14 protein-coding genes and 1 pseudogene are annotated in these 23,994 nt (G+C 69.2%); 2 read left to right on the top strand and 13 right to left on the bottom strand.

Annotated features, from left to right (window positions below; translation table 11 throughout):
- Positions 1–363: 363 nt before the first annotated feature.
- Positions 364–738: a GntR family transcriptional regulator gene (locus ACFV7R_RS43065; protein WP_385275033.1), complete on the top strand. Its 375-nt coding sequence runs from the start codon at positions 364–366 to the stop codon at positions 736–738.
- 144 nt (positions 739–882) lie between these two features.
- Here the strand turns inward: ACFV7R_RS43065 and ACFV7R_RS43060 are convergent, their stop codons facing one another.
- Positions 883–3,162 (bottom strand): MMPL family transporter, encoded by a 2,280-nt coding sequence (locus ACFV7R_RS43060; protein ID WP_385275030.1) that lies wholly within the window; start codon positions 3,160–3,162, stop codon positions 883–885.
- Between the two features lie 333 nt (positions 3,163–3,495).
- Here ACFV7R_RS43060 and ACFV7R_RS43055 point away from each other — a divergent pair, with 333 nt between their 5' ends.
- Positions 3,496–6,234, top strand: a complete 2,739-nt coding sequence (locus tag ACFV7R_RS43055; RefSeq protein WP_385275027.1) for an ATP-binding protein — start codon at positions 3,496–3,498, stop codon at positions 6,232–6,234.
- On the opposite strand, the gene ACFV7R_RS43050 is transcribed toward ACFV7R_RS43055, so the two are convergent.
- The 12 genes and pseudogenes from ACFV7R_RS43050 to ACFV7R_RS42995 all read right to left on the bottom strand — a co-directional run.
- Positions 6,185–7,261, bottom strand: coding sequence for an XdhC family protein (locus ACFV7R_RS43050; RefSeq protein ID WP_385275024.1), 1,077 nt, complete (start codon positions 7,259–7,261; stop codon positions 6,185–6,187). The genes ACFV7R_RS43055 and ACFV7R_RS43050 overlap by 50 nt on opposite strands.
- A gap of 4 nt (positions 7,262–7,265) precedes the next feature.
- On the bottom strand, positions 7,266–9,509 hold the full coding sequence (locus ACFV7R_RS43045; RefSeq protein WP_385275021.1) for a xanthine dehydrogenase family protein molybdopterin-binding subunit: 2,244 nt from the start codon (positions 9,507–9,509) through the stop codon (positions 7,266–7,268).
- Positions 9,506–10,486: an FAD binding domain-containing protein gene (locus ACFV7R_RS43040; RefSeq protein ID WP_385275018.1), complete on the bottom strand. Its 981-nt coding sequence runs from the start codon at positions 10,484–10,486 to the stop codon at positions 9,506–9,508. Before ACFV7R_RS43040 ends, ACFV7R_RS43045 begins: the two co-directional genes overlap by 4 nt.
- Positions 10,487–10,488: 2 nt before the next feature.
- Entirely contained in the window at positions 10,489–11,088 is a 600-nt protein-coding gene (locus tag ACFV7R_RS43035; RefSeq protein WP_385275015.1) for a (2Fe-2S)-binding protein, read from the bottom strand.
- Between the two features lie 225 nt (positions 11,089–11,313).
- Positions 11,314–13,305, bottom strand: coding sequence for a ricin-type beta-trefoil lectin domain protein (locus ACFV7R_RS43030; RefSeq protein ID WP_385275012.1), 1,992 nt, complete (start codon positions 13,303–13,305; stop codon positions 11,314–11,316).
- A gap of 39 nt (positions 13,306–13,344) precedes the next feature.
- Entirely contained in the window at positions 13,345–15,006 is a 1,662-nt protein-coding gene (locus ACFV7R_RS43025) for a GDSL-type esterase/lipase family protein (protein WP_385275009.1), read from the bottom strand.
- 249 nt (positions 15,007–15,255) lie between these two features.
- Positions 15,256–17,670, bottom strand: coding sequence for a ricin-type beta-trefoil lectin domain protein (locus ACFV7R_RS43020; protein ID WP_385275006.1), 2,415 nt, complete (start codon positions 17,668–17,670; stop codon positions 15,256–15,258).
- A gap of 395 nt (positions 17,671–18,065) precedes the next feature.
- A complete protein-coding gene (locus ACFV7R_RS43015) occupies positions 18,066–19,553 on the bottom strand; it encodes an RICIN domain-containing protein (RefSeq protein ID WP_385275003.1) in 1,488 nt (495 codons plus the stop codon).
- A 636-nt stretch (positions 19,554–20,189) separates the two neighbouring features.
- Positions 20,190–21,077, bottom strand: a complete 888-nt coding sequence (locus ACFV7R_RS43010) for a carbohydrate ABC transporter permease (protein ID WP_385275000.1) — start codon at positions 21,075–21,077, stop codon at positions 20,190–20,192.
- Positions 21,074–22,099, bottom strand: coding sequence for a carbohydrate ABC transporter permease (locus ACFV7R_RS43005; protein ID WP_385274997.1), 1,026 nt, complete (start codon positions 22,097–22,099; stop codon positions 21,074–21,076). Before ACFV7R_RS43005 ends, ACFV7R_RS43010 begins: the two co-directional genes overlap by 4 nt.
- Positions 22,096–23,406: an ABC transporter substrate-binding protein gene (locus tag ACFV7R_RS43000; protein WP_385274994.1), complete on the bottom strand. Its 1,311-nt coding sequence runs from the start codon at positions 23,404–23,406 to the stop codon at positions 22,096–22,098. The genes ACFV7R_RS43005 and ACFV7R_RS43000 overlap by 4 nt, the downstream gene beginning before the upstream one ends.
- 264 nt (positions 23,407–23,670) lie before the next feature.
- Positions 23,671–23,816: pseudogene (locus ACFV7R_RS42995) on the bottom strand (IS5/IS1182 family transposase); the annotation flags it as partial.
- Positions 23,817–23,994: the final 178 nt, after the last annotated feature.

Genomic DNA, 23,994 nt, shown 5'->3' with positions numbered 1-23,994 from the left:
TGTGCCGGAACCCACCATCCCGTCTTTGTCGGGGCGGGTTTGCCCCGGGTCCTAGAGCTGGTTGTTCCGCCGCCACACGGCCCTGGGGGCGGGGTGGGGGGGGGGGGGGGGGGGCGCCGGGGGGGGGGCCCACGACCAGCAGCGCCGCGACCGCTCGCGGGCGATCATCGCAGCCTGGGGGGTACTGGTCTCGGCCCAGCTGTCGCTCGTCGTTCTGATGATCCACACTTACCTGACGCACAGTAACTGCGCAGGCATGATGGGCACCATCACCTCATTGGCGATCTACCCCCTGGGCCTGCTGTCCCTGATCACCCTGGCATGGTCCCTGTTCACCGTAGTGGCGCCCCGGACGGCCCGACGATGACTGCACTCGCCGTCCGCGTCGACACCACCAGCCCGGTACCGCCGTACGAGCAGATCCGCGCCCAGCTCGCCGCCCTGATTGTCACCGGCCGACTGACCGAGGGCGAACGCCTGCCGACCGTACGTCAGCTCGCCACCGACCTCGGCCTGGCACCGGGCACCGTGGCCCGCGCCTACCGTGAGCTGGAGGCCGCGAAACTGATCCGCACCCGCCGCGGGGCAGGCACCCGGGTCGCGACACCCCCGTCCGAACCAACCCGCCCCGGCCCGGACCAACTCGCCACACTGGCCCGGGACTTCACCTCAGCTGCCCGCGCGCTGGGCGCAGACACCGAAGCCATCCTGACCGCCGTCCGCGAGGCCCTGGACTGACGACGGCCGGCGCCGCCACCCGTGGCGGCACCACCAGCCCGATCCTCTCCAGTCGGAGAAGCCATCCGCCCACCGACAGCGCCCCCGGTCTGATGATGTGCTCACCGCACACCGTCAGACCGGGGGCCGCCGAGGTCTGAGCACTCAGACCTTCACCAGTCCCTGCTCCTCACCCGGACCCGCACCCCTCACATCGCCCGGGCCGGACGGGCCGGACGAGTGGGCCCGGTCACCCTGCATCCGCAGCCCCTCCCCCTCGACATCCACGTTCGGCAGCACACGGTCCAGCCACTTCGGCAGCCACCAGGCCCTCTTGCCGAGCAGGGCCAGGACCGCCGGGACGATCGCCATCCGCACGATGAACGCGTCGAAGAAGACCGCGATCGCCAGGCCGAAGCCGATCATCTTGACCATCGCCTCGCTGGAGCCGACGAATCCCGCGAACACCGCGATCATGATCACCGCCGCGGCCGTCACGACCCGTGCCCCGTGGTTGAAGCCGGTCACCACGGCCTGGCTCGGCTTCTCGCCATGGATGTACGCCTCTCGCATCCGGGTCACGAGGAACACCTCGTAGTCCATCGCGAGGCCGAAGACCACGCCGATCATGAAAATCGGCATGATCGCCACGATGGGACGGGTCTCGTCGACGCCCACAAGGTCGGCCATCCAGCCCCACTGGAAGACCGCGACCACGGCTCCGAGGGCCGCCATCACGCTCAGCAGGAAGCCGAGGGCCGCCTTCAACGGGACGAGGATCGAACGGAAGACCACGATCAGCAGCAGGAACGCCAGGCCCACGACCAGAGCCAGATACGGGATCAGCGCGTCGTTCAGCTTCTGCGCGATGTCGGTGTTCATGGCCGTTGTCCCGGTGACCAGCACGTCCGCTTCCGTGTCGGCCTTGATGTCCGTGCCCGCGTCCCGGATCGCGTGCACCAGGTCCTCGGTGGTCACCGACGACGGCTCGGACGCCGGGATCACGGTGATCGTGGCCGTGTCGCCCGCCTCGTTGGGGGCGGCCGGCGTCACGGTCGCGACGTTCTCGAGGCCCTTGATCCGGTCGGTGACCTCGGTGAAGGCGGCGTCCGGGTCGTCGCTCGCCTTCGCGTCGACGACGACCACCAGGGGGCCGTTGAAGCCGGGGCCGAAGCCGTCGGACAGCAGGTCGTACGCCCGGCGCTGCGTCGTCGAGGTCGGCAACGAGCTGTCGTCCCCGATACCCAGTTCCATGGAGGCCGCGGGGACGGCGGCGGCGCCGAGGCCAACGACGCCGAGGAGCAGGACAGCGATCGGACGGCGTACGACGAACTTCGCCCAGCGCGTGCCCATGTTGGGCTTGGCCGCCTTGGTCGCCTTGGCCGAAGCGGCCTTCCGCGCGGCCCGGGCGCCGCCCAGGAGCCTGCTCTTCTCGCCCGCCGGCTTGACCCTCCGACCCGCGTAACCGAGCAGCGCGGGGATCATCGTCAGTGCGATGAGAACCGCGATGGCGACCGTGCCGGCGGCCGCGACACCCATCTTCGTCAGCATCGGGATGTTGACGACGGACAGGCCCACCAGCGCGATCACGACCGTGAGGCCGGCGAACACCACCGCCGAGCCCGCGGTGCCGACGGCCCGGCCCGCTGCCTCCTCGCGCTCGCGGCCCTCGGCCAGTTCGGTCCGGTAGCGGGAGACGACGAACAGGGCGTAGTCGATGCCGACCGCCAAGCCGATCATCGAGGCCAGGGTCGACGTGGTCGAGCCCAGGTCGAGGGCGCTGGCGAGGGCGGTGATCGCCGAGACCCCGATGCCGACGCCGATGAGCGCCGTCAGCAGCGGCAGGCCGGCCGCGACCAGTGAGCCGAAAGTAATGACCAGGACCACGGCGGCGACCGCGATACCGATGATCTCACCGGCGCCGGTCTCGGGCTGCGCCTGAAGTGCGTCACCGCCGACCTCCACGGTCAGCCCGGCGTCCCGCGCGTCCTGCGCGGCCTCCTCCAGGGCTTCCCGGGTGCCCTCCTCCAGCTCCATGCCGGGGACCTTGTACTTGACCGACGCGTAGGCGATCGTGCCGTCCTTGCTGACGGCGTCGGCCTTGTACGGGTCGGCGACGGAGGCGACCTCGGAGCCTTCGCCCAGCGCGTCGACGGTCTTCTGCGCGGTGTCCTTGTTGGCGGCGTCCGTCATCTTCTCGCCGGCGGGTGCCTTGAAGACGACGCGGGCGGTGCCGCCGTCGGCGCTCATCCCGGGGAAGCGCTGTTCCAGCAGGTCGAACGCCTTCTGGGCCTCGGTGCCGGGGACGGAGAAGGACGTATTGCCCGCCGTGTGGGCGCTGGCCGCGGCGAAGCCCGCGAGCGTCAGCAATGCCACCCATATGAGGGCGACGAAATGCCGTCGCCTGAAGGCGAGTCGGCCGAGTCTGTACAGAAACGTGGCCACGAGGGCGTACTCCCAGTCAGGTCGTGGGTCGTGGGTTCTTCGGGGCAGGGGTGATCAACCCGGCGGGGAGGCAGGGCTGATCGGCCCTACGACGTGGGCGGTCACGTCAGGGCTGAGTGCGGGCCTTGTCAGGCGGTGGTTGAGCCGAGGGCGGGGAGGACCTCGGCGTCGATGTGCGTAGGGAGGAAGTCCTGCGTCGGCGGCCGCTCCCTGGAGAAAGACCGGTTGTTCTACTCCTCAACAATAGCCTCGCGGGGATCCTCGCGCCACACATCGACCCAGTTGAGGCGTTCGTCACCCACCACCACTGACACAGAGAGGTAGCCTCACCGCATGCTCCACGGGCGGCAGAAGGAACTCCACGCACTGAGCCGGCTTGTCGCGGAGGCCAGTGCGGGCCAGGGCGGAGCGCTGATCGTGGAGGGGGATGCCGGGGTCGGCAAGACCGCGTTGCTACGGCGTGCTGTCGCCGCGGCCGGCAGCGGCACGCGCGTACTGACCTGCTCGGGCGTCCAGGCCGAAGTCGCCCTGGCCTTCGGCGGATTACAGCGGCTGCTGACACCGCTGCTCGACCGGCTGCCGGAGCTGCCGGACGATCAAGTCGCCGCGCTGCGCAGCGCGTTGGGCCTGTCCACGGCGCCGGCCGCGGATCTGATGGTCCGTATGGCCGTGCTGTCCCTGTTGGACCGGGCCGCGGCCCGCACCCCGCTGCTGCTCGTCGCGGACGATCTGCACTGGCTCGACCCGGCCACCGCCGGTGTGCTGCTCTTCGCCGCCCGCCGCCTCCAGGGCCGCCCCATCGCCTTCCTCGCCGCCGTCCGCGAAGCCGGGGAGGCCACCTGGGACCTGCCGCGGCTCACGCTCCGCGGGCTCGCCCCGGACGCCGCGTCCGCCCTCCTCGACGAGCACGGCTGGGGGACCCCGGGTCCAGCGAGGCGCGCCGTCGCCGACGCCGTGGGAGGCAACCCGCTGGCGCTCCAAGAACTGGTCCGGCTCGGCAGTCCGGCGGACGTCGCGGAGAAGGTCGTACTCACCGGAACCGCCCCGCTCAGCCTGCGACTTCGCGAGACCTTCGCCGAACACACCCGGGAACTGCCCGAATCGGCCCGCACCCTGCTGCTGATAGCGGCAGCGGAGGACAGCGGCCACACCGGCACCGTGCTTGCCGCAGCCCGGCGGCTGGCGGTCGACGAGCAGGCACTGGACGTCGTGGAGGCCGCCGGGTACCTGGAGGAGGTGTCGGGTGCCCGGTTGCGCTTCCGGCATCCGCTCGTACGGGCCGCGGTGTATGCCGACGCCTCCGCTCGCCGGCGTGCGCTCGCGCATCGCGCGCTCGCCGACGAGCTGGCGACGCAGCCCCCGGAAGGCGGGCAGCGCGAACGGGCCGTGTGGCACCGCGCGCTCGCGGCCACCGGCCCCAACGAGCAACTGGCCGAAGCACTGGAAGCCGGCGCGGCCACCGTGCGCCGCAGGGGCGGACTCGCCGTGGCCGCGGCCGTACTGCACCGGGCCGCGCTGCTGAGCCCCACGGAGCAGCAGCGCACCAGGCGGCTCGCCGCGGCGGCCGAAGCCACCTGGAAGTCGGGCAGCCCTCAGCTGGCCCAGCCGCTGCTGAGGGAGGCGCTGTCCCGGCCCGCGGACGTCGGCACTCAGCTGGAACTGGACCGGCTGCGGGGCATGATGGAGCTCTGGGGCGGAGATCAGCAGGCGGCGACGGCCCGGCTGCTGGACAGTGCGGCCGCGCTCATCAACCACTCCCCCGGGCAGGCGGTGACCCTGGCCTTCATGGCGGTGGACGGGGCGCTGCGCTCCGACCGGACGGACGAGGCCCTGCGGGCCGCGCGCCTCATCGAGGCCGCCGGCGGCGAGGATCCCGGGTATGCGCGGTACGGAAGTTGGCTGGCGGACGCGGTCGTCGGCCGTCCCCGGGACGGACTGACTCCCTGGCAGATCCTCCAAGCCGCGCCGGAGGGCCTCAGCCGCAACGACGCCCACCGCCATGTGTGGCCTGCCGCGCTGAGCAATCTCGGGCCCTCCCCTCGGATGGCCCGGTCCTTCATCCTGGAAGCCTGCGACCGTTTCGCCACCTCCGGGATGCTCGCGGTCCGTGGACTGCTCCTGTCGTGGCTTGCGGATCTGGAGTACCGGATCGGGCTGTGGTCCGAGTGCGAGGCGCACGCGCAGGAGGGGTTGCGGATGGCACGGGACGTCGGGCAACCCGTCCTGGAGGCGGATCTGCTCGCGGTGCTGGCCCTGCTGTCCGCCGGGCGCGGCGAGGCGGCGGAGTGCCGCGGGTACGCCGAACGCGCCCAGGCTCTGGCGGTGCCGCAGGGCAACAGGTCGGCGGCGGGCACCGCGCAGTGGGCGCTGGGGCGGCTGTCCCTGGCCGCCGGTGACTACGCGGAGGCCTGTGAGCGGCTGGCGGCGCTGGGCGAACCGGGTTCACCGTTCGCCCACCGCCAGGTGGCCCGGCAGGCCGTCCTCGACGTGGTGGAGGCGCAGGTGCGGGCGGACCGCAGGGAAGCCGCCGAGCACTCGGCGTGGGCGTTCGAGGAGTGGTCGGAGCGGACCACTCTGGCCTGGCCCGAGCTGTCCCGACACGGCATCCGCGCCCTGCTCGCGGAGGGCGACACGGCCGACAAGCACTTCCAGGCGGCTCTTTCGGCTCCGGGCGCGGCGGACGCTCCGCTCGCCCGGGGGCATACGGCACTGCTGTACAGGAAGTGGCTGCGTCGGAACCGGCGCGAGGGCGAGGCCAGAACACAGCTGCGCTCGGCACTGGAGACGCTGGCGGGCCTCGGGGCGCGGGGCGAAGCGGAGCGCGCCCGCGCCCAGCTGCGTGCGGCGGGAGGTGCGCCCCGTCGGCGTGGTGGCGATCCCTCGGCCCGGCTGACGGTCCAGGAGCTGCAGGTCGCCCGGCTGGCGGCGGAGGGGCTGAGCAACCGGGAGATCGGCACGCGGCTCTCCCTGAGCCCGCGGACCGTCGGCTACCACCTGTACAAGGTGTTCCCGAAGCTGGGCATCAGCAGCCGCTCCCAACTGCGCGACGCGGACCTGGATGCCGTGGGCTGACCCGTACGGCGACGAGCTGGGCCGCGATCGCCGTGGCGACCTCGGCCGGGGCACGGCCGCCGAGGGGCAGGCCGATCGGCGAGTGGATCGCCGAGAGCCCCGCCTCGTCGAGTCCGGCGTCGCGCAGCCGTCCACTCCGGTCCCGGACCGTCGCCGCCGAACCGGTCGCGCCCAGGTATCCGACGCCCGCATCCACGGCTTCCAGCAGCGCCGGTACGTCGACCCGCGCGTCGTGCGTGAGCACCACGACGGCGGAGCGGCCGTCGAGCCTGCCTTCGCCGCGCAGGGTGCGCAGTCCCGTCTGCGGCAGCCCGGGAAGCACCTCCCCACCGGCGTGCCGTGCCTGCGCCGCGAACACCGGGCGATGCTCCAGAACGACGGGCCGGTAGCCGAGCTCGGCGCCGATCCGGGCCAGGGGCCCGGCCACCGGTGTCCAGGTGACGATCGCCAGCAACGGCGGGGCAGGGTGTGCGGCGACGAAGACGTCCGGATGCGGACCGGTGCTGAGAACCGCGGTGCCGCCTTCGGGAAGCAGAAGCCGCGCCGTCGCCTCGGCATCGCGGTCCGCCTCGCCCGTTCCGAGGCTGCCCTCCCGGCCGCCCTCGGGCAGCACGACCAGGTGCGAGGAGCCGGTGTCGTGCAACCGGAGGGCGTGCGCGACGGGGCGCCCGGCCCCGACAGCCTCGGCCAGGACGGGCAGCCACCGAGCGCCCTCCGGCGGCACCGGCTCGGTCCAGACGGTGACCGTGCCCCCGCAGGTAAGGCCGACGTCGAACGGTCCGCTGTCGGGGTCGGCGGGACCGTAGCGGCGCAGCACGGGGCGGCCGTCGCGCAGCACCTCCTGCGCGGTCGCGGCGACGTCGACGCAGCCGCCGCTGATCGCGCCGAGCACCGTGCCTTCGCCGTCGACGGCCATCGCCGAGCCCACCGGCAACGGCGTGCTGCCGGCCGCGTCGACGAGGGTGGCCAGGGCGAACGGCCGGGACTCGCGCCACCACCCCGCCAGCTGCGGCAGTATGTCGAGCACTACGTCACCCCACCAGCTTGTCGGGGGTGATGGGCAGGTCGGTGATCCGCCTGCCGGTGGCGTGGTGAACGGCGTTGGCGATGGCGGCGGCGACGCCGACCGAGACGACCTCGCCCATGCCCTTGCTGCCGTGCGGATGCGCGATGGTGTCGGGCTCGTCGATGAACAAGACCTCGATGTCGGGGACATCGGCGTTGACCGGGATGTGGTAGTCGGTGAGCGCGGAGTCGATGTACCGGCCGGAGACCGGATCGGGCGTCAGCTTCTCCATCAGCGCCCAGCCCATGCCGAACACGATGCCGCCCTGGGCCTGGTTCCTGGCCGCCTTGTGGTTGGTGATCCGGCCGACGTCGAAGACCGCCACGTGCCGGGTGACGCGGACCCTCGGCAGGTCCGGGTCGATCCTCACCTCGGTGAAGTGCACGCCGAAGGTGGCCACGGAGTGGGAGGTCCGGGGGGTGTAGCTCGCCTCGGCCAGCACCGGCTTGCCGCCGTGGCGGGCCAGCAGGGCACGGTACGTCTCCTCGCGCCTGGTGTCGTCCCGGTGGAACAGCCTCCCGTCGGCCGCTTCGACCTCGCCGTCCGCCAGCCCGTGCAGGGGCGAGTCCGGGTCGGTGACGGCCATCCGCACCGCGGCCTTGCGGGCCTTCTCGGCGGCGAGGTGGACGGCGGAGCCGGTGTAGCCCGTGGTGCGAGACCCTGCGTTGCCCGCGGTCCTGGGCAGGTTGGTGTCGCCCGCGCGGACGGACACCCTGCCCAGGGGCACGCCGGTGCCCGCGGCCGTGATCTGGGCGACGAGGGTGAGGGCCCCGGTGCCGATCTCCTGCGTGGCCGTGCGTACTTGGGCCGTTCCGTCAGCGCGGATCTCCACCTCGGCCCGCGCCTGGTCGGGGATCTCGCCGCGTACGGCGGTGGCCATGCCGTAGCCGACCAGTTCGCCGCCGTCGCGCATCGAGCGGGGCTCGGCCGTGCGCCGGGCCCATCCGAAGCGCTCGGCTCCCAACTCGTAGGCCTGGAGGAGGTGTTTGGCGCTCCACGGCTTGCCGGTCAGCGGATCCATGGTGAGGTGGTTGCGGCGGCGCAGCTCCAGGGGATCCATGCCGAGGTGGTAGGACAGCTCGTCCATGGCGCTCTCCAGGGCGAAGGAGCCGGGGGCGTCGCCCGGGGAGCGCAGGCTGATGGACGGGCCGATGTTCACCTTCGCGATCTTCGCGTCCATGGCGAGGACCGGTGCGGCGTAGGAGGCCGCGGTGGAGACGATGGCGGGCTCGGGCCGGTCGCCGCGCATCTCGGTCGCGTTCACCGTGTCGTGGAGGATCACGGCGAGCCTGCCCTCCCTGCTGGCGCCGAGCCGGATGCGCTGGACGATCGGCGGCTGGTGGCCCGTCGAGGTGAACACCTGCTTGCGGCTGAGCACGAGTTTGACGGGCCGTCGGACCACCCTGGCCGCGTGCGCCGCGAGCAGGGAGTGCCCCCACACGTCGGTCTTGTTGCCGAACGCCCCGCCGACCAGCGGCGACAGCACCCGGACGCGTTCCTGCGGCAGCCCGAACACAGCGGCCACGACCTCCCGGTGGCCGTGCACGTCCTGGCTGCAGTCGTGCAGCGTGAGCGTGCCGCCCGACCACTCGGCGACCACCGCGCCCGGCTCCAGCGGCACATGGCTGAAGTGCGGCACCCGATAAGTGGAGTCGGTACGCACGTCCGCACCGGCCAGTGCCGCCTGCGGGTCGGCGCCCGGCGGGATCACCACGTGCTGCGGCCACGGCGGGCGGATGAGGCGCCCGCTCGCGGTGTAGGCGTCGGGCAACGCCTCTTCCATGGTGGGCACGGGCTCGTGCACCTCGTAGTCGATGTCCAGGAGTGACGCCGCGTGCTGGGCCTGCTCCAGGCTCTTGGCGACGACGATCGCGAGGTGCTGCCCGTAGTAGGTGACCTTGTCGTCGGCGAGCGGGAAGCGATTCTCCAGGTAGCCGGTGCCGGCGGGGGTGCCCCGCCACGGCATCCGGTCGCGGTGGGTGATGACGGTGAGCACGCCGGGAGCGGCAAGGGCCCGTCCGGTGTCGATACGGCGCACCCGGCCCGCGGAGATCGTGCTCGTGACGACGGTGGCGTGCACCATGCCCCGCAGACGCACGTCCGCGGTGTAGCGGGCCGAGCCCGTGACCTTGTCGCGCGCCTCGACGCGGTTGACCGGCGCGCCGATCCCGGATTCGGGAACCTCGGTACGGTCGGTACTGAACGTCATCGCGCACCTCCGAGTTCAATGAGGGCCCGCCGTACGACCGCTTGGGCCAGCTTCACCTTGTACGTGTTGTCGGGGCGCGGGGCCGCACCCCTGGTCGCCGCGCGGGCGGCCGCGTCGATGGCGTCCTCGTCGAAGGCCCGGCCGAGCAGGGCGTGCTCCGCCGCCCTCGCGCGCCAGGGCTTGGGCGCGACGCCGCCCAGCGCGATCCGGGCCGATCGGACCGTGCCGCCGCGCACCTCCACGGCGACGGCGGCGGACGCCAACGCGAAGGCATACGAGGCGCGTTCGCGGAACTTGACGTAGTGGGAGTGCGCCGAGGAGGCACGGCCCGGCAGGTCGACCGCGAGGATGATCTCGTCGTCGCGCAGCATGACTTCGCGCTCGGGTGTCCGGCCCGGCAGCCGGTGGAAGGCGTCGATCGGGATGCGTCGCTCCCCACGGGCCCCCCGAACCACGACCTCGGCGTCCAGTGCCTGGAGCGCGACGGCGCAGTCGGACGGATGGACCGCGACGCAGGAGCCACTGGTGCCCAGGATGGCGTGCCGGCTGCTGTCACCGTCCAGCGCCGCGCAGCCGGAGCCCGGATCGCGGCGGTTGCAGGCGAACTCGGGCTGCCGGTAGTAGGGGCAGCGCACCCGCTGCAGGAGGTTGCCGCCGAAGGTGGCGCGGTTGCGGATCTGCTGGGACGCACCCGAGCGCAACGCCTCAACAAGGACGGGGAATCGCCGCACGATCCGCTGGTCATTGGTGGCGTTGCGGCACAGCGCGCCGATACGCAGCCCGCCGTCCGGCAGGGCGGAGATCTTGTCGAGGGCGAGCCCGTTGAGGTCGATGAGGTGGCTCGGCCGTCGGATGCCGTCGCGCATCAGGGTGGTCAGATCCGTGGCCCCGGCGATCACCTCGGCCTCGGGGTGCCGGGCGAGAAGACCGACCGCCTCGCCGGCGCTGCGTGCGCGCACGTACTCGAAAGGCTCCACGGCTACCGCCCCTTCGCCATCGTGGCCGAGGCCGACGTGATCGCGTCCCTGATGTTGCAGTAGGCCGCGCACCGGCACAGGTTCCCGCTCATGGCTTCCGGGATGCGCTCCTCGGCGATCCCCGGCTGCTCCTCCTCCAGCAGCGCGACAGCCGACATGATCTGCCCGGAGGTGCAGAAGCCGCACTGGAACGCGTCGTGGTCCATGAAGGCCTGCTGCACGGGGTGCAGGCGGTCGCCGTCCGCGATGCCTTCGACGGTGGTGACTTCCTGTCCGTCGTGCAGGACCGCGAAGGTGAGGCACGACAGGACGCGCTGTCCGTCGAGCAGCACGGTGCACGCCCCGCACGCCCCCTGGTTGCAGCCCTTCTTGGGGCCGGTGACGCCGACCTCGTCGCGCAGGGTGTCGAGGAGGCTGCTGCGCGGGTCGACGGCGAGCTTCCGGCGCTCGCCGTTGACGGTGAGGGAGACCTGTCGCATCGCTTCGGCGACGGGCGTGCCCTCCGCCGATGTCGCGGACAGGTACGAACCGACCGCTACGGCGGCCAGCCCACCGCCGACCACGACGCGGCGACTGGGGTGAGGGGACACCTCGTCCGGCATGGAGTGCCCTCCTTTCTGTTCGGGCTTTCAGCCTTCGCCCTGGTCGCTCCGTTTACATCTGTCACTTCGACCGGTCTCGTGGCCATGCCGCCGTTCGGGGTGGGCGAACACCGCTGCGGGCACGGCGGGCTGTGCAGCGGACGGCCGGCTGGTGCCGGCCGTCCGCATCACCTGCTGGCTGTGCCACGGTTCGCACGCCTCACCGCGTGGCCCTTGCGACGGGTGTCAGGTGAGGGTCCACTTCTGGTTGGCCTGGCCGTTGCAGTCCCACCGGATCAGCCTGGTGCCGTTGGCGGTTGCCTCCTCAGAGGCGTCCAGGCAATTGCCGTTGAGGTCGGTGATGGTGCCGTCCGAGTGGACGGTCCACTTCTGGTTGGTGCCGCCGTGGCAGTCCCAGATGACCACCTTGTCGTCCTTGTCGTCGTCTACGGCGTCGAGGCACTTGTCGCCATAGACGACGAGTTCGCCGCGCGAGGTCTGCTGGAAGGTCTGGTTGCGTCCGCCGGAGCAGTCCCACAACTGTGGCTGGGTGCCGTTGATGTGGGCGTTCTTGTCGATGTCCACACAGCGGTTGGAAGCGGCGCCGACGAGGGCCGCGCCGTCGGTGCCGGGGATGCCCTGGACTCGGAGGGCGTCGACGTCGGGGGTGGTGCTGCCGGAGACCGCCGCGAACCTGACTGTGTTCGCCCCCTTGGCCAGGTGCGCAAGCAGGGACACGGTGCGGTAGGTGGTGGCCGAGCCGGTGGGCGGGAAGGCGACGACGTACTTGTACTGGCCGTTGACCTGGATGGTGGCCTTGCGGGCGGTGCTGCCGCCGTTGGCGTAGGTGATGTCGACGAGCTTGGTGCCCGCCGTGGAGGCGGTGATGTTGCTGAAGGTGGGGGTGGTGGCGGTGGTGGTGTCCTCGTAGGTGCTGCCGGAGGCCTCGGTGCCGGAGACGGTCAGCAGTACCGCGTCGTTCGCCGGCACGGAGGTGGTGTAGCTGGTCTCGAACGATCCGGCGTCGGTGCGGGTCCAGGCGTTGCGCACGGTGGCGGAGGCCGGGGACAGGCCGAGGTCGGCCCAGCGGACGGTGATGTTCGCGGCGGAGCCGGTGCGGTTGAGCAGCATGACCGCGCGCTTGCCGGTGCCGGAGAGCACCTTGCCGTACACCTGCAGGCCCCGGGTGTCCTCGGCGACCTTGACGCCCTGCAGGCCGCGCGGGTCCTGGTTGACGGCGAGGACCTCGGGGTTGGTGAGGATGTCGCGGGTCTCCGCGCTCATCGTGGCGACGTTGTTGCCGGCCAGCAGCGGACCGCCGGCGATCGACCACAGGCTCATGTGCAGCCGGTTGCGGGCGGCGGTCATTCCGTTCAGGCCGACCATCAGCATGTCGGGGTCGTTGTAGTACCCGGTGTGCTGGGCGGCGGGCTGGAGGGCCTCGTCGAAGTTGCGGTACATCTTCGTCAGGCCCGGGGTCTCCTTGTACTCCACGACGTCGACGCTGGTGCGCCACAGATCGCCGTAGCCCGTCGCCCAGTTCCACGGCCGTCCGGAGCCCCACTCGCAGAACGACAGCACCAGCTTGCGACCGGTCACGGCCGAGGCGGCCTCGTTGGCGGCGGCGATCTGCTTGTACGTCGTCTCCTGGTCCAGGCCCTCCACACGGCCGCCGCAGAAGTCGATCTTGACGTAGTCGAAGCCCCAGCGCTGGAAGGTCTCCAGGTCCTGCTGGTAGTGGCCCTCCATACCGGTGTTGGGCGCCGCGGGCCGGGTGGTCGGGTAGTAGTAGCCGCAGCCGTTCTTGCCCGCGTCGGTGTAGATGCCGGCCTTGAGGCCCTTGCTGTGGATGTAGTCGGCGATGGCCTTCATGCCGCCGGGCCACAGGTTCTCGTCGACGACGATGTTGCCGTTCGCGTCGCGTTGGCCCTGCCACCAGCCGTCGTCGAGGTTGACGTACTTGTAGCCGGCGGCGGCCATGCCGGAGGAGACCAGGGCATCGGCCTGTTGCTTGATCACGTTGTGGTCGATGCTGCTGAAGAAACTGTTCCACGAGGCCCAGCCCATCGGCGGCGGCGTGACATCGATCTGATGGGTGCTCACGGCGGCCGGTTCGGCGGACAGGGGCGCCGAAGGCTCCGGCCGGTCGAGCGTGGCCAGGCCGGTGACGGCGAGGACGGCAGCGAGCACCCGGACGGTGATGCGTCGGGGCCAACTTCGTGCGGCGGTGCGGGACATGCGGCTCTCCAGGGGAGGAAGGGGGGAAGAAACGCTGACTTACGGCGTGAGCAGGGCGAGGTTCACGGCGTTGGCCATCGCCTGATAGCCGGCGTCGTTGGGATGCAGGTGGTCGCCGCTGTCGTAGGCGGGATTGAGGGCCTGAGGGTTGCCGGGGTCCTGCATGGCCTTGTCGAAGTCGATGACGCCGTCGAAGGCGCCACTGGTGCGGATCCATTGGTTGACGGCTTGGCGGACCTGCTCGCCGTAGGGCGTGTGGTAGTGGGCTCCCTTGAAGGGCAGGAGCGTGCCGCCGATGATCTTCACGCCGACGGCGTGGGCTTGGTCGATCACGGTCTTCATGCCCTTCTCGAGATCCGCGGCGGTCACGGGGCTGGATCCGTTCGGGCCGGTGTTGCTGCCGATGTCGTTGATGCCCTCCAGCAGGACCACGCTTGTGACGTTGGGCTGGCCGAGCACGTCGTGGGCGAATCGGTCCAGGAGGCTGGGGTTGTTGCCGTCGGCGGTCGTCAGTACGCGGTTGGAGCCGATGCCGGCGTCCACGACGCCGAGGCCGGGGCCGCCGGGGGCGGAGTTCATGCGCTGGGCGAGATAGTCGGGCCAGCGGCGGTTGGCGCCCCAAGTGGAACCGACGCCGTCGGTGATGGAGTCCCCGACGCACACCAGGGTTCCGGTGGCGGTCGAGGAGATGACGTCCAGGCCTTCGAGGAAGAACCAGGACCACTTCTTGGTCGGGTAGTTGCCGAGGCCGTCGTCGGTGACGTGGTTACCGGCGGTGGAGACCCAGGCCTCCTGCTGGGCCTCTCTGTGCCAGGTGGTGCCGGCGGGCGTGCCCGGCAGGTGGAGGCTCACGAGCTGGTCGGTGTTCGCGGCCACGTCCATCTCGATCGGGTCGCTGGCGACGTCCTGCCCGGCGGGGATGGTGACGGAGGCGCTGCCGTTGAAGGTGACGGTGTGGTGGGTGCCGGGGACGGCGGTGCCGGGGGTGCTGCCTTCCCGGGCGATGTCGACGGCGTTGATGGTCAGCGGTCCGGTGCCGTAGCGGTTGCTCAGTCGGACACGGAGCTTGGACCCTGCGACGGTGGTGTGGGCGACCATGCGGATGCTCTGGTTGGTGAAGGACTCTCCGTTGGACATCAGGCCGGCGGCGTAGGTGCCGACCCGGGTGCGCGGGGCGGAGACCGGGGTGAGGGTCCAGCGCTGGTTGGCGCCGCCATTGGACGGCCACTGGATGATCTCGTTTTCGTCCTTGTCCAACGACTGCTTGTTGTCGACGACCAGGCCGTTGGCGGCGTTGACAAGGTTGTAGGCGTCGCCGGCGGGCTGGAGCTTCCATTGCTGTCTGCCGGAGCCGTCGCAGGGGTTCTGGACGAGCTGCGGAATGAGGCTCTGCGGGGCGGGTGTGTCCAGACACAGGCCGCTGTTGGCGCTCCTGACGGTGTAGGCGCCGGAGCTGGTCCGGGTCAGCAACCATTGCTGGTTGGCCCCGTTGTTCGACGTGTATTGGATGACGGGTGCGCCGGGGGCGGTCGAGGCGAGTTTGACGTCCATCAGCTTTTTGCTCGCGACGTTCGTCAGGGTGTAGACGGTGCCGGAGACGGGGGCTGCCGAGGCCGCGTGGGCCGGAACGCCGGTCCCGGTCAGGGCGCATGCCGCGAGGCCTAGGCCGACCGGGACCGCGAGACGTCTGGCTACCTGCATGAGAACCTCCTTCATGGGTCTTTGTGTGGTGAGGGGCGGGCCCGGCGCGGGGCATCCGAAGGTCCGGCAGTCCACCTCTTGCCGCCGGCCCCATGGCTTCTGCGTGATCAGCACGTGCGTTCTCGCCCGGGGCGCCGTCGATCCGCGCATGTGTCTACCCGGGACCATGGAGCTCGAAGGAGCGGGGTTCAGGGAGGTGTCGAGGTGGGGCGGAGATCTCCTGGATGCCAGGGGATCTCCGCCAACTTCCTAGACGGGGAGCTTCCACTTCTGGTTGTTACCGCCGTTGCAGGTGTAGATCTCAACCTCGACAGGGCTGGTGGCGAACTCCGGGACGTCCAGGCATCGGCCGGACTGTGTGGCGCGGAGGCTGCCGTCGGCCAGCTGCGTCCACTTCTGGTTGTATCCACCGTTGCAGGTGTAGATCTCGACCTTGGTGCCGTTCGTCGTGGCCTTCCTGGGGACATCCAGACAGAAGGTGCCGCCGATCCTGATCGTGTCGTCGGCCGGGTTGTAGGTCCAGGTCTGCGCGAAACTGTTGTTGCACTGGTAGGTCTTCACTCGAGTCGCATTCTCGAGCTTGCCCTCGGGGAGATCCAGGCACATGTCGGCGATGCCCGAAGGGATGGCGCCGACACGCTTGGGGGTCGGATCGGTCCCGGGCGCGACCGAGAAGGCGTCGAACTGCTGCGTCTCGTATCCGCTCACCGCCGTCGCGTCGACGGAGTCGACCGTGCCCAGGCCGGCGCGGCCGTGAGCGTAGGTCGAGTCGGTGACGCTGCCCAGGACTCTGCCGTCGACCTTGGCGGTGATGGTCGATCCCTGCATGGTCAGGGCGACGGAGTGCCAGCGGTTGGTGCCGAGGGCCGCTGTGGTGCCGCTCTTCAGGGTGGTGAAGTTCCACTCCTTGTCGCTCTTGAGGATCGACCAGGCACCCGTGTCACTCACCCGCAGACGGTACGCCTCCAGGCCGTTGTTGTTCCTGCCCTGCATGCCCACGCGGCCAAGGAGTTCCACTGCGCCGGGTTGTTCCAGCATGGCGTCCGCGCTGACGGTGTAGTTGCTCCACGCGTCGTCGCCCATGAAGGTGTACGGAGCGTAGTACGTCTCGTTGGTCCAGCGAATCGGCTTTGCCGTGGCCATCTGACGCAGGCACGTGCCCCCGCGTCCGCCACCGCAGGTCATGGTCTCGAAGGCGCCGTTCATGTCCGTGAAGTACTTCGGAGACTCGGTGATGCCCGGCGTCTCGAAGTCGTTGTACTGCGGCAGGCTCAGCGAGTCGACCGCCGGCGCTGTCGTCGCGGCCTTGCCTCCCCCGGCCTTGGTGGTCAGCGTGTAGACGTGGCCGGGCTGCAGTGTCACGGTGTACTTGCCGTCGGAGGGGGTGACGTCGGTGGTGTGCGCAAAGTTGTCATCACCGTCCGAGTTCGTGTTGACGTTCGTGGCCCACACATGAACCTGACCCGTTGACAGCCCGCCGGTGACCTGGACATCCAGCGTCTGCGGGGCGGTGGCCTGCGTCGTCTCGACGATCGTGCTGTAGTTGCCACCGTCGGGTGCTCGCAGCGTCACATAGCTGCCGTTGGTGCGGTCACCGCCCAGATAGCCACTGGCGGAATCCTGGTACCGCCATCCGACCTCTGTGAACTGTGTCGTGTGGGCCATGACCCAGGTGGTCTTGCCGACACGATAGTGGCCCGACCAAGGCTGGTTGGCTGACACGAGCCCGTTGAAGGCGAAGTAGGTGTTTGGGTAGAGCGCGCCCACCAACGGCCAGTTGTAGTACGCGGTCATCCGACCGTCGATGTAGTCCCGGTTGAGAGCCCGCGCCACGTTCGCGGCGCCCGCCTCGGTGTCCTGCGATCCGTTCTCGCTGGCCCACAGTACCTTGCCCATGTTCTGGGCCTTCCGGTTGCGGTTCCAGTCGGACGAGGGATTTGTTGTGTTGTACTCGGGGCAGGCGGTGGTCGCGTGGTTGTTGCCGATGGCTCCCGAACCCGAGTAGCCGCACGGGTAGTGCACGCCGATGACGTCCACCGCCTCCCGGAACGCCGTGTTGCTCTCCATCTCGTCGACTACATCCCAGTTGTGCTCAGCTGCCACGACCTTGGTCGCGTAGCCCTTCGACTTGAGGGCGTTCTTGAGGTCGACAAACCACCAGGCTTTCCACCCCCGCTCGTTCCAGCCGCCGAGATAGTCGATCTCCAGGTTGTTCTGCTTTGCGCAGTCCATCCAGCGCATCAGGTAGTCGATCGTGTCTTTGGTCCAGAAGTCCCCGCCGCCGACCCAGCCCGGTGCGCCCCAAGCCAGGGCGGAGAACGTGATGTTCGGGTTTCGGGCCTGGGCCTCGCGGGCCAGCCACCACTCATAGCCGGCGTCGCAGTCCACCTTGCCCCTGGTGTGCTCGTGGCTGGGTTCGGCGCCGTCGGTGGAGTTGGTGTCCCCTCCGATCTCAAGCTTGAGTGCCTGCAGCGAGGCGCCGACGCCGGGCTTGAACAAGTAGTCGAGGATTTCGTTGCGCTGCCGTTCGGGATAGTCGATCAGCAGTCGAGAGTTTCCTCCACCTCCACTGATCGCGCCGGCTCCGTCGAACACCCGGCCTGGCTTGGTGCCGTCGACGATGATCGATGTCGAGACTGCGGCGTACGCGCGGGGAGTCGCCACCCCCGATATCACGCTCAATATCATCGCCATAACTGCAAACAGGGCATAACGGCCCCGGGACATTCGAAGCACGCTGGCTCCTTACGACTTCGAGGGGTTGGGATGCGCACCCGCCCCGATGCCCTGGCCCCCGGCGGCGGCGCGGCGCCGTGATGGCAGTCGTCCACTGACGGCAAGGGGGATGAGCGAGGGTTCGGGCCGGGGCGGTGCAGCCGTCTGCGGCAGGACTGGCACTCGTACGGCTCGCAGTGTCGGGTCCGGATTTACCTGGGCGTCTTGCATGGCCAGGGGCATGAGCATTGCCCACGGGCTCGGGGCGGCCGACGCGGGGGCCGGTCCGGGGTCGGCCCGGCACCCGCGTCGGGCGGTGTGCACAACCGCGTCGGTCCAGGGGGTCAAACGGTGAGCCGCTTGAACTGCTGGTTGGTGCCGGTTCCGCACTTGTACTGGATGAGGCGGACGTCGTTGTCGGCGGAGCCCTCCTGGACGTCCAGGCAAAGTCCGCTGTGCCGGGCTACCAGACGGTAGTAGCCGTTGCCCTGGTCCTCGAACTTCCATTGCTGGTTCTGGCCGCTGCCGCACTTGTACTGGTTGACGAAGGCCTTTGCGGTGGAACCACCCTCGACATCCAGGCACTTGCCGCTGTGCTGGGCGAGGATGCGGTAGTAGCCGCCGCCCGCGTCCTCCAGACGCCACTGCTGGTTGAGGCCGCCGTTGCAGTCGAATTGGATGACGTGGCCGTTGTCGGCCGCGGAGTTGTCCTGGACGTCGACACACTTGTCGCTGTGCCGGGCCACGAGGTTGTAGTAGGGGCCGCCGCCCACGCCCTTGACCGTCCCCGCCGCCACGTCGATCTCGACCTTGGGGTACCAGGGCAGGTTCATGGTGGTCCTGGTCGGGAAGGTCAACGGCAGCCAGACGTACGTGGAGTCGTTGACCGGGCCCTCCCCGTTCATCTCGGCGCCGGCCCACCGGTCGCCCATGTACAGGAACGAGGTGTTGCCCGACGTGCCCTCGATGGGCAGGACGAACGTGGTCTGGGAGTTGTAGCCGATGCCGTCACCGACCTCCTTCATCTCCGTCCAGGGGCCGGCGATGCCGGCGGCGGTGGCGTACATCTGCTGGTTGGGATTCCAGCCGCTGAGGCCGGAGGTCAGCATGAAGTAGACACCGTCACGTTTGAACAGCGCCGGGGCCTCCCGGTTCTGGCCCGGCCAGGGGTTGGCGACCAACGGATTGTCGGCGTACCCGGTGAAGTCGGCGTTGAGCTTGTAGATGCGCAGGTCGGCGTTGTTCTTGGTGGCCGTTACGTGGTAGGCGGTCTCACTTCCGTCCGCGTTCTTGTCCACGTACAGCGTCATGTCCCGGGACTCAGTGGTCTGGGTGGTGTCGTTGCCACTCGGCGGCTGGAAGCTGCTCAGATAGTCATAGGGACCCTCGATCTTGTCGGAGACGGCGACGGCGGCCCTCGACTCGACGTAGTCCGTGGCGTTCTCCTTGTGCATCCACATGACGAACTTCTTGGTGGTGCTGTTGTAGATCACCTTGGGACGCTCGATCTTGGCGGACTTCAGCTCGGGATCGCTCGCCTGGTTGAGGGCATCGCCTACCCACTCCCACGTCTTCAGGTCGGCCGACTTGTAGACGGAGACGGCCTTGAAGGTGTAGTTCGGGTGGCGGTTCTCCCCGAACCAGTAGTAGTAGCCATCGGTGTGCTTGATCATCCCGCCGCCGTGTGCGTCGACCGGGTCGCCATTGGTCCCGATGAAATCGTTGGGGTTGTCCAGGGTGACCGGGGCGGCCTGGGCGGGCGGCGCGACCACCAGTAGTGCGAGCAAGCTGGCGCAGGCGGCCAGCAATGGCGTGAGAACACGTCTGAGCATCATTGCTCCTTCGTGAACAGGAGGGCGGGTTCAGCAAGGCGAGTCGCACCCGCCCTCGGGCGGCTCTTGGTCCCATTCGTCGATCTGTGCTGGGCTTGATCGGGAATGAGGGTTGACCCCACCCTGGTCAGGGGCTCACATGATGTGCGGGTGGGGCCAAGATCGAGGGATTGGAAGTGAGGTGCGTCCGCTGTCGGCCTTCGGCCGAGTCCCGGTCAGCGGACTTCCCCGAGGTGTTCGACGGCAGCCCGGCAGGAGTCTGGCGAGGCCGTCGTCATCGCAGTCGGCAAGGCCGTCATCGCCCCCCGCCCCGCCGGCGGCTGCTGGTGCGGGACGGATGGGGTTCGTCGGCTGCGCGAGGAGCTCAGGTGAAACGGGGGACGCAGTCCTGGCAGACGGAGAGCACCCGGTCGGGGGCGCTCGACCGCTGGATGAAGCCCACGGAAATGGGGGCGTCCGTCCAGCGGTTGCACCTGCAGCAGAGGTCGGCATGCAACGGTCCGGAGTCTCCTGCTCTTGATCGGGACGGGTGTGGTGGGGCGTGTGCGTTCGTGCCGGGGAGGGACAGCTGCCGCTCTGTGCTCAATACCGGCTCCAGGAGGATGGGGGTGGGACGGGGGCGGCGCGGTCCGGCGATCAGCCCTTGTTGGCGCCGAGGGTGAGGCCGCTGACGAACTGGCGTTGCAGCAGGAAGTAGACGATCAGGGTGGGGATCGCGGTGAGCAGGGCGCCGGCGGCGACCAGGTTGGGGTCGGTGAAGTACTGGCCGGAGAGGTTGTTGAGCGCCGAGGTGATCGGCATGTTCTCGCCGGTGGAGATCAGGACGATGGCCCAGAAGAAGTCGTTGTAGATCCAGATGGACAGCAGCGTCGCCAGGGCGGCCATCGCCGGACGGCACAGCGGCAGGGTGATCTGCCAGTACAGCCGCCACACCGAGGCGCCGTCCACCAGCGCGGCCTCGGTCAGCTCGTGCGGCAGCATCTTCATGTAGTTGCTGAGTACGAAGGCGCAGAAGCCGGACTGGAAGGCGACGTGGATCAGCACCAGGCCGAGCGCGGAGTCGTACAGCTTGCCGCTCATCGTGATGCCGGGCAGGTCGATGAGCAGGTACATGCGGTACAGCGGGGTGATGATGACCTGCTGCGGCAGCAGGTTGCCCGCGGTGAAGACCAGCAGCAGCGCCAGGTTGAGGCGGAAGTCGAAGCGGCTGACGTAGAAGGCGACCATCGAGGACAGGAACAGCGTCAGCAGCACCGCCGGCACGGCGATCAGCAGCGTGTTCCCGAAGTAGTGCAGCATCTCCGACTGCTGGAAGGCGTTGGTGAAATTGTCGAGGCTCAGTTTGTCGGGCCAGGACACGTAGCCCTTCTCGCTGGTCTCGGCGTACGGGCGCAGGGCCGCGTAGATCGCCCACAGCAGCGGCGCCAGCCAGGCCAGCGCCATGCTGCCGAGCACGACGTGCAGCAGGACCCGGGCGGGGCGGACCGGCGTGCGTTTCTTCACGGCAACAGTCGCGGTGCTCATGCTCGCCGCTCCTTCCGGAAGGTGCTCACCAGGTAAGGAATGATCACGGCGAGGGAGATCAGCAGCAGCACGACCGCGATCGCGGAGCCGTATCCGATCCGGCTCGACTCGCCGACGATGTTGTTGGTCACGAGGATCGACAGCAGCTCGGTGCCCTCGGCGCCCTTGTTGAAGACGAAGACCAGGTCGAAGGCGCGCAGCGCCTCGATGATGGTGACGACCAGGACGATCGTGTTGGTGGGGCGCAGGGTGGGGAAGACGACGTTCTTGAACGTCTGCCACTCGCCCGCCCCGTCGATCGCCGCGGCCTCGCGCAGCGACGGGTCGACGCCCTTCAGACCGGCCAGGTAGAGGATCATCATGTAGCCGGCGTGCCGCCAGGACGCGGCGACGAGGATCGCCCACAGGTTGAGGTCCGGGTCACCGATCCAGTCGATGTACTTACCGGGCTCGTTGGCGCCGATGATGCTGTTGATCAGGCCGGTGTCGGGGTTGTAGACGAGCTGCCAGACGAAGCCGATGACGGCGAACGACATCACTACGGGCAGGAAGAAGGCCGTCTGGTAGACCCTGCTGAACCGGATCTTCTTGTCCAGCTGTACCGCCAGGAACATCCCCAGCGGCATGGGTACGAGGATCAGAACGGCGAGCCAGATGACGTTGTGCTGGACGGCGGGCCAGAACTGCGGGTTGTTGGTGAACAGTTCCCTGAAGTTGTCCAGCCCGACCCACTTGATCGAGTCGAAGCCGATGCCGTCCCAGGTGGCGAAGGCCAGCGCGATCGAGGCGAGCGCGGTGACCCACACCAGGGCGATGTGCAGGATCGTCGGCAGACCCGCCATCAGACCGAGAGTGAGCCGGTCACGGCGGGTCAGCAGACGGCGGTGCCCCTGGGGCACCTGCTCGCCCCTTCCCTTTGCCAATGTCGTCTCCGAGTGCCCCGGGGGCGGGGGCGTGGGATTGGTCGCCCCCGGGGTGCTGGTGATTCCGGTCCCGGTCCCGGTGTTCCGCGTGACAGTCATGAGGCGGCGAAGATCGTCTTCTTCTGGCGTTCGATCGAGGACAGCAGGCTGTCGACGCCCTTGGGGTCACGGATGAACTTCTGCAGCGCGGGCTGCATCACCGTGGAGGTGAAGTCCGGGCGGGAGTCGCGGTCCATGAACTGGGTCAGGGACTTGGCGCCGGAGATCATGTCGTACGCCTTCTTCTGCAGCGGGGTGTACGAGGAGGTGTCCGCCGTCCTGGAAGCGGCGACGACACTCGGGTCGGACTTGAGGTAGAGCGCCTCGGCCTCCGGCGTGCCCAGGTACTCCAGCAGCTTGACGGCACCGGCCTTGTTCTTCGGGGCCTTGGAGAGCATGAAGCCGTCGGTCGGCGCCTCGACGGTCTCCTGGCCGTAAGCCGAGTTGATCTCCGGGAAGGCGAAGAAGTCGAGGTCGTCCAAGGCGGCCTTGTCGGTGAACTGCTGGGCCACGAAGGAGCCCAGGAGGTACATGCCGGCCTTCTTCGACACCAGCGTCTGGGCGGCGTCCTGCCAGGTGCGGCCGACGGCGCCCTCCTGGTGGTAGGGGAGGATCTCCGTCCACAGGTCGAAGGTCTTGCGCACCTTGGCGTCGGTCCAGGACGCCCTGCCGGCCATCAGCTCGACGTGGAAGTCGTAGCCGTTGGCGCGGAAGTTGATCTGGTCGAAGGTGCCCATCGCGGGCCAGGCGTCCTTGTCACCGAAGGCGATCGGGACGAGCCCGTCCTTCTTCATCTGCCCGCACAGAGCTACGAAGTCGTCCCAAGTGGTGGGGACTTCGTAACCGTACTGCTTGAAGACGCTCTTCCGGTAGAAGACCGCCCAGGGGTACGTGTACAGCGGCACGAAGTAGTACTTGCCGTCCTCACCTTGGCTGAGCACCTTCATCGCGATGGGGAAGTTGCCCCCGATGGTCTTCCACACGTCGTCGATCGGCGTGGTCAGGCCCTTGGCCGCGAAGAACTGCATCCGGTAGCCGGCGAACCAGTGGAACACGTCGTCCGGCGTGCCCTGCAGATAGGAGTTGATCTGCTCCTGGAAGGTGTTGTGGTCCTTGGTGTTCACGTCGACCGTGAGCCCGGACTTCTTCCCGAACGCCGCGTAGATGTCGGCGAACGCCTTCTTCGGCACCGCGTCCGACGCGTTGGAGCCGACCGTGACGGTCTTCGGGTCGCGCGCCGAGCCGCTGCCCCCGCAGGCGCTCAGCAGCGGGACGCCGGCGCCCAGCGCAACCGCCCCGCCCACCCCCCGCAGCAGCGTGCGGCGAGCGGGGCCGGGAGAGGAGAGGCCAGAGGAAGAAAGTTGCATGAACAGCTCCTGGGGCAGAGCGACGGTCGTCGGAATTCAAACCGGATGGCACACGATCGATCAGAAGCAAACGAGACCAAACGGCTCCGCCCATGAGATCCGTTCGGCTCACCGAACGTCAAGAGGTGTGCATCCCCTTTTTATGACCCCTACGAAAACCGATGACCTGGGGAAATCGCTTTCCCTGGGCGCCAGTTGCAGGATTCCCGCAGGCCGACGCGATGGGTGCGCTCCCATGGCGCGAATGCGCCTGCGCCGCACATCGAGATGGGCGAGAGCGAGCGGGGCCTGGCGGCCGGCGCTCAGGCGCCGCCATCGGGTGCCGAGTTCCGGCGGTGCCGGCGCAGCTTGGCGGACAGGAAGCGAAGGGCAGAGTTGGACACGTCGACGGCGGACGGGTAGACAAGCACACGAAGCCTTTGGCGGAGACGGATTTCTTGGTCGAGAACCCCTCTACCAGGGGCTTCACCTGTCTGTCAGGCCAACTGGCCTGCTAGAAGATCACTGAAAATGTTGCGGTTCTGGCCCCGACGCGGTTGCGTCGGGGCCAGTGTTGTTGGCATGCAGGGCGAGTGGGCCGGGGAGCCG

Origin of the sequence: Streptomyces sp. NPDC059866 (assembly GCF_042731325.1) — a bacterium.
In the GTDB taxonomy this organism is placed as follows: Bacteria; Actinomycetota; Actinomycetes; order Streptomycetales; family Streptomycetaceae; genus Streptomyces; species Streptomyces flavusporus.
This window is presented reverse-complemented; position numbering and strand designations above follow the sequence as displayed.

Bases quoted from the DNA above. Each gene is read 5' to 3' on its own strand.
- ACFV7R_RS43065 (WP_385275033.1), top strand. From the start codon at position 364: ATGACTGCACTCGCCGTCCGCGTCGACACCACCAGCCCGGTACCGCCG.
- ACFV7R_RS43055 (WP_385275027.1), top strand. From the start codon at position 3,496: ATGCTCCACGGGCGGCAGAAGGAACTCCACGCACTGAGCCGGCTTGTC.
- ACFV7R_RS43045 (WP_385275021.1), bottom strand. From the start codon at position 9,509: ATGACGTTCAGTACCGACCGTACCGAGGTTCCCGAATCCGGGATCGGC.
- ACFV7R_RS43035 (WP_385275015.1), bottom strand. From the start codon at position 11,088: ATGCCGGACGAGGTGTCCCCTCACCCCAGTCGCCGCGTCGTGGTCGGC.
- ACFV7R_RS43030 (WP_385275012.1), bottom strand. From the start codon at position 13,305: ATGTCCCGCACCGCCGCACGAAGTTGGCCCCGACGCATCACCGTCCGG.
- ACFV7R_RS43025 (WP_385275009.1), bottom strand. From the start codon at position 15,006: ATGCAGGTAGCCAGACGTCTCGCGGTCCCGGTCGGCCTAGGCCTCGCG.
- ACFV7R_RS43015 (WP_385275003.1), bottom strand. From the start codon at position 19,553: ATGCTCAGACGTGTTCTCACGCCATTGCTGGCCGCCTGCGCCAGCTTG.
- ACFV7R_RS43010 (WP_385275000.1), bottom strand. From the start codon at position 21,077: ATGAGCACCGCGACTGTTGCCGTGAAGAAACGCACGCCGGTCCGCCCC.
- ACFV7R_RS43005 (WP_385274997.1), bottom strand. From the start codon at position 22,099: ATGACTGTCACGCGGAACACCGGGACCGGGACCGGAATCACCAGCACC.
- ACFV7R_RS43000 (WP_385274994.1), bottom strand. From the start codon at position 23,406: ATGCAACTTTCTTCCTCTGGCCTCTCCTCTCCCGGCCCCGCTCGCCGC.